Annotated in this window: 5 protein-coding genes; all 5 read right to left on the bottom strand. The window is 36.6% G+C overall.

Annotated elements, in window-relative coordinates; genetic code table 11:
• Positions 1–356 precede the first annotated feature (356 nt).
• The 5 genes from FC33_RS00850 to FC33_RS00830 all read right to left on the bottom strand — a co-directional run bounded on the left by FC33_RS00850 (position 357) and on the right by FC33_RS00830 (position 6,181).
• On the bottom strand, positions 357–2,465 hold the full coding sequence (locus FC33_RS00850) for an LTA synthase family protein (protein WP_057826736.1): 2,109 nt from the start codon (positions 2,463–2,465) through the stop codon (positions 357–359).
• Positions 2,466–2,548: 83 nt separating this feature from the next.
• A complete protein-coding gene (locus FC33_RS00845; protein ID WP_057826735.1) occupies positions 2,549–2,782 on the bottom strand; it encodes a YkuJ family protein in 234 nt (77 codons plus the stop codon).
• A 178-nt stretch (positions 2,783–2,960) separates the two neighbouring features.
• A complete protein-coding gene (locus FC33_RS00840; RefSeq protein WP_057826734.1) occupies positions 2,961–3,992 on the bottom strand; it encodes a lysylphosphatidylglycerol synthase transmembrane domain-containing protein in 1,032 nt (343 codons plus the stop codon).
• A 5-nt stretch (positions 3,993–3,997) separates the two neighbouring features.
• A complete protein-coding gene (locus FC33_RS00835; protein WP_057826733.1) occupies positions 3,998–5,017 on the bottom strand; it encodes a glycosyltransferase family 4 protein in 1,020 nt (339 codons plus the stop codon).
• Positions 5,018–5,029: 12 nt separating this feature from the next.
• Positions 5,030–6,181, bottom strand: a complete 1,152-nt coding sequence (locus FC33_RS00830; protein ID WP_057826732.1) for a glycosyltransferase family 4 protein — start codon at positions 6,179–6,181, stop codon at positions 5,030–5,032.
• Between the last annotated feature and the right edge of the window lie 133 nt (positions 6,182–6,314).

Raw genomic sequence — 6,314 nt, 5'->3', positions numbered from 1 at the left:
CATGAATTGTCCTGCACATTTGTGTGTCGAAACATTGTTCAGTTTTCAAAGATCTATCAAATGATAAAATAGCAAACTTATTTTATCATCTTATTTAATTCGTGTCAACAAGAAATTTTACAACTTCAAACGACGTTTTATATCTTAACAAGTAATGAAATAATTGTCAAGACCTTTTATATCAACAGTGAGAACGCTTTGTCTCACTGACAACAGTTAATATATTATCAACATTTTTTATTAACGTCAACTACTTTTTTTCAAAAAATGAATTTATTTTTTGCTTACAATATATCACATGAAATTCTTCCCCCAATAACAAAAAAGGAACCCTTCTTCAGGATTCCTTTCAAACATTAATGTGCCGTTTGATAATACTTATAAAGTTGTTTATTTGTCACTCCCTTAAGTTCCGGAGCATCCGTACTAAAGTCATTTACCGTCGTCTTCCCATGATTCTGGTCTAATAAACTTGTCGGATGTTTCTTCTGAGCTTCTTGGAGTTGTTTCATTCCGGCCTTGTAATTATAGTTGTAATCCGATTTATCAACCCGCTTAAAGCCCTTTGGATGGTAGAATCGCAGCAAATCTCCCGTAATAATCTGGTCAGAGATTTCGAGCTGCTTGTCAACATAATTTTGCTGACCCTTAACCCATTGTTTTTCTTCAGGAGTCAATCGATCGTTTACAACTTCACCTTTATTATTATAAATCTTACTTCCAATCTTTGAGTAAGTTGGTGAGACAAAATTTCCATCCCGGAATGCAACTGTTTGGCTATGATTTGGATTCAACAAATCTTGACCAAGCATCAGATATTGTTTATCCGGAATTCCTAACAAATCAAGCAATGTTGGCATAACATCAATTTCGCCACCATAGGTATGATTAATTCCACCCTTTAATCCAGGAGCGTGAATCATAAATGGTACCTTTTGGAACATTGCCAAATCATAACTTGAAACAGACTTCTTTCCAAGCAGTTGTGCAATTGCCTTCGGGTGGTTATTTGATATTCCGTAATGGTCACCATATACAACAATCATTGAGTTGTTGTATAACCCTGTTTTCTTCAAATAGTTAATAAATTCACCAAAGGCCTGATCCAAATAACGGGCCGTTTGAACATAACCGTCAACGGTATCATCACCCGTATCAGTCTTCGGAATCGATTGATTTTGCTTATCCAATTCATATGGATAATGGTTAGTTAACGTAATGATTTTTGCATAAAACGGTTGTGGCAGTTGTTGCAAGTAGTTAACTGCCTGCTTCAAGAAAATCTTATCCTTCAAACCATAACCGACATTATAGTTTTCTTTACTTGTGTAATAGTCCTTATCAAAGAAGTATTGATAACCCCATGCTTTATACGTGTTGATCCGGTTCCAGAAACTCCCAACATCCCCATGGAATGAAGCGGTTGAGTAACCGTGCTGGTCCATAATTGCCGGCATTGCATCAAACGTATTCGAACCACCGTATTCGGTCATCGCAGAACCTGATGGCAACCCATATAATGAGTTTTCAAGCATGGTTTCTGCATCAGAAGTCTTTCCTTGACCAACTTGATTAAAGAAATTATCAAATGACATTGTATTTTGATCATGATAGAACGCATCAATATTCGGCGTTACTTCTTGACCATCCCACTTATAATCGATCAAAAATTGTTGGAAACTTTCAAGGTGAATGATGAAAACATTCTTTCCTTTTTCTTTTCCGTAATATTGAACATTCGGCGGAAGGTAATTTTGCCGTGCAAATTTCAGTGCTTTATTTAGATCTTCCTTCTTGGCGTCTTTCCGCGTTTGCGTTTGCTTATAATTTTGGTATGCATTGTACCCCGCATAGAAGTTCATCCCAAGATACTTAACAATGTAGTTATTATCAAATGTCCGCGTTAATAATTGCGGCCGATCTTGGTTAGCAGCCCCAAGATTGATTCCAAACAAGACAATTCCAGCAACCACCGAAATAATCCCTTGACGGAACCGAACTGGTCGCTTATCGACTTTAATAACCTTAGTAATCAAAAGAAGGGTCAATACAACAACATCAATAAATACAAAAAAGTCAGTTGGCCGAATAATCTTACTAATACTCAATCCAAGATTATTTGAAACTGAACCAGTCGATTTAATAACCCCTAAAGTCAAGAAATCTGAAAATTCCCGATAATAAAGGATATTTGCAAATAACCAAATCGATTCGATCCAGTCAATTACCATCATAATCCAATATGAAACCTTTCCCCTAAAGAACAAGGCAATTCCAAACAGGATCAATGCAAATGGAATTGGGTTGACGATTAATAAGATATTTTGAACCGTCCCAGAAACACCCAACGTAAACTCTGTTTGGTAAGCAATATACGTTTTAATCCAGAACAGTATAATTACCAACGCAAAAAATACAAGTTTCTTGCTAAAGAAATCTTGCACCTTCTTCAATGCTTTTCGCATCTCTTTATGCCTCCAAAAATAGATTATTAAAAAAGCGATGACCAAACATTCGTAAAGCCACACTTTTTTAACTTAAATATTCTTTAATCATCTAATAAATCAAAGATTTCCATTGCAGCTAAATCAATGTTATCAAATTCAAACTTTTGCTTAGTTGCAACTTCTTCTAAAGTGAATGTCTTGCTTACTGGATTGTAAGTAACAACTCCACGTTCATCACCGTCTTTTTCAAAACGACGAGATTGCGTTTCACTCTCGCCGGCTTTCATCATCGCATCAAGTCGTGAAATAATTGCCACGAGTTGAGAATTTTCCATCGCCATGTCCTCTTTCTTTATTAAATTCGTTCATAAAAAATAATGAACCATAGACATTTTAGCAAATTTTACAAAATAACAATAGATACATTATCGAAATTCATAACTTTTTAACAAAAAAAACATTAAGTAACCACAATTCAATAAAAAAGACTGCAGTTATTCCTGCAGTCCCAAACTATTCTTCCACTGAGTCTACCCGTTGAACTTTCTTCGGTTTTTGAACCAGTGCAACCATTCCTAAGAACATTCCGAAGTAATATGTAACGATTCGCCAAAGAATCATTGCAAGCACCAATTTCGTTCCTGAATGAATATATAATGAAAAAATCACATCAAAGCTGAATTCTGCACCACCGGCACCGCCAGGAACCGGGAATAATGAGATTACCATTACGATCAAAACATGCAACGTTGTAACCTCAATAATGTTTACATGGTGAACCCCCAGTGCCAGAATAATGAAATATGGAATAATATAGTACAAAATCAATTGACCTAACGTAATAATTGCAATTTTAAAAATTGCTTTTTTATCGCGTTTAAGCCGCAAACTTTCTTGATAGAAGGTGTCGATCTTTTCATCAAGTTTCATCTTCCACTTTGGATATAAATCTTTGTTCTTAAACCATTTAAGCGGAGTAAGACAAATATTCACCAATTTTCGCGTGAATCGATTCCAATACATCACCATTAGTAATCCGACAATAACTGAAAAATGAATCAGGAATCCAAACGCAATTAAGATTGACATTACATGCATCTTCGCCGCAATCAGATGAAATCCGAAAATCATACAGATCACAAAGTTCACAACGATCATTGCCTGATAAACAATAAACTTCATTAACAAAATCGAGGTCGCTTGACCAGCTTCAACCCCTGTTTGGGCCAACGCTAAAATCTGAGCTGGCTGACCACCTGATGAAAACGGCGTAATCCCATTAAAAAGCTGTTCAACCATTGGAATCCGCATCACATCACGCCACCGCATATCAGGATAATGCTTCTTCAGCAGGAAGCGAACAATCAGGGCTTCACATGCTAACGACAATAACATCAATCCAAAAGCGACCAGCAACCACCACCATTTAAGGTCTTTTAAATTCATTAAAACACTGTGTAACGGAACATCACGGAGCGAATATCCAAAAATACAGCATCCAATGGCAATCATGATTGCCAATACAATTTTATTTTTACGTGACATTATCTTCAATCCTTTACTAATCGAGTATAATAATCAAGCCAAATTTTAGCTAACCGCTCTTCCGAATAGTATTCGGCCCCAGCATATGCCTGTTCTTTTAACTGAGAAATTTTCGCTTGGTCATGTTGCAGCAAAGTTAATTGTTCATCCATCTCATCAACATCCTTTGTCCCCAAATAGTATCCGTTAATAATTGAATGGTACAGATCCAAGTCACGAACCATTACGGGCAAGCCAACACTAAATGCTTCAAGAATACTCATTGGAAAGAGTTCATTAAACGAAGGTAACAGGAATAGATCGGCAACATTATAATAGTCATTCATTTCGTTACGGTCTAAAATTCCCGGAAACATTAAATTAGCAGGTGGCTGATCAACAACCCGTTTTAATTCATTATATCCATCGGTCATCTTTCCAAACGAAAAACCACCAACCCAGATAAACTGAATCTCCGGATGACGTTTTGCCAATTCAATAAAATCCGGGACGCCCTTCCGCTCTTGAACCTGACCAACCCCGATCACCGTGAATTTATCGGCTGGAATTCCGAGTTTCCATCGCATCTTTTCTTTTTTATCTTGGGTTTCGGGATAAAACTCTTTTTTAGAAACGAAGTTCGGAATATATGTGATCTTATCCGCATCAATTCCGTAATTTTCTAATTTCTTTCCAAAAACCGGATTTACAACCACGATCTGATCCATTCGTTTATAGAAGCTAATCATATACTTATAAAAAATCTTCTTCGCAAATGAAGGTAAATTAAGACTTCCTTCGATCGTTTCCGGGAGAAAGTGAACATACCCGACTTTAACCCCTCTTCCAGGTAAAAACGTCTCTAAATAAAAAAGCGGGTCAATCGTATGATAATGACTTATATCCGCTTTCCCTAACTTATTAATGACAATTTTAATTTTATCTGGAAAATATTCTTTCAAAAGATTAATTAACTCTGAATACGCACTTCCGACCCCTTGGCCTTTAACGCTTAAGGCGGAAGAATACATATGAATATTTAACATAAAATCTCCTCATTAAGAATGTTGGTACTCGTCAATACAATGCTCATAAAAATGGATAACTCTTTTTCCAAAATTCTCAGCAGAAATTGACTTTAATTTTTGTGCTAAAACCTTTTCGTTACGATATTTTTCCGGATGTTTTAAATACTCGACCACATCACTTACAAATTCATCAACAGTTGAATATGTCTTTCCCAAACAAACTTGATCCAACAACTCATCTGTATATGGACTATGGGTTGTAACAACTTTAAGTCCTGAAGCAAGGGCCTCATTGTATGTTAACCCCTGCGATTCAGAAACAGACGTTGAAACAAACAAATTGGCCATGTGATAGTAATGTGGAACCTGATCATTACTGATTTCGCCGGTAAAAATCACACTTCCCGTCAAGTGAAGCCGTTTAACTTGGTTTTCGAGATCTTCACGGGCAGGACCGTCACCGCAAATCATTAATTTAGCTGCTGGAAGTTGTTCTTTGATTCTGACAAACGCATCGATCAGCCGATCAATATTCTTTTCATACGCTAAACGACTTAACGTTAGTAACAATGGCGTATCTGCCGCAATTGCATATTTTTTACGATAATCAACTTGATCTGCCTTGCTGAATTTGGCTAAATCGACTCCCGTCGGAATCACCGTAATTGGTTCAGTGACCCCATAACCACGCAGCGTCGTTAATACCCGGTCACTTGGAGCAATAATTCCATTCATATTTTGTAAAAATGAACGGGAAATTTGTTTAACATGAACCGGCTTCAGCAGCTTTCCATTCGCAATATAATGTAAATAATCTTCATACATTGTGTGGTACGTATGCACACATGGAATATTCATTTTACGAGCAACGTATTTCCCCATTACTCCCAATGAAAATTCGGTTTGGGTATGAATGATATCAAGCTTCACGGCTTGGGCAACATGTAACGCTCGATGAGCACCCCGAATTGCAATTCTTCGATCTGTAAATGAAACAAACGGAATACTTGTAAATCGAAATACGTTACGTTCATAGATATTTTTATCAACTCCCGGGTCAGTTGTCGTAAAGATATATACATTATGCCCTTGACGTTCCAACTGTTCCCGTAACGTTTTAATTGAAGTTGCGACACCGCTAACTTGAGGATAGTATGTATCCGTAAATATTCCAATATTCACGAGCATCCCTCGCATTTCAATTAGTCAGTGTTTATTATATTATTTTCACCCATGTTTTTCAACGCAAGTTTTGTTAAAAATATGCCACTGATTCGCGATTTTGGTGCCATTTTAATGAAATTTTTTTGAACAA

It is taken from the genome of Ligilactobacillus aviarius subsp. aviarius DSM 20655 (assembly GCF_001436315.1).
In the GTDB taxonomy this organism is placed as follows: domain Bacteria; phylum Bacillota; class Bacilli; order Lactobacillales; family Lactobacillaceae; genus Ligilactobacillus; species Ligilactobacillus aviarius.
Note: the sequence above shows the minus strand (reverse complement) of the source record. Positions and strands in the feature narration are given on the sequence as shown.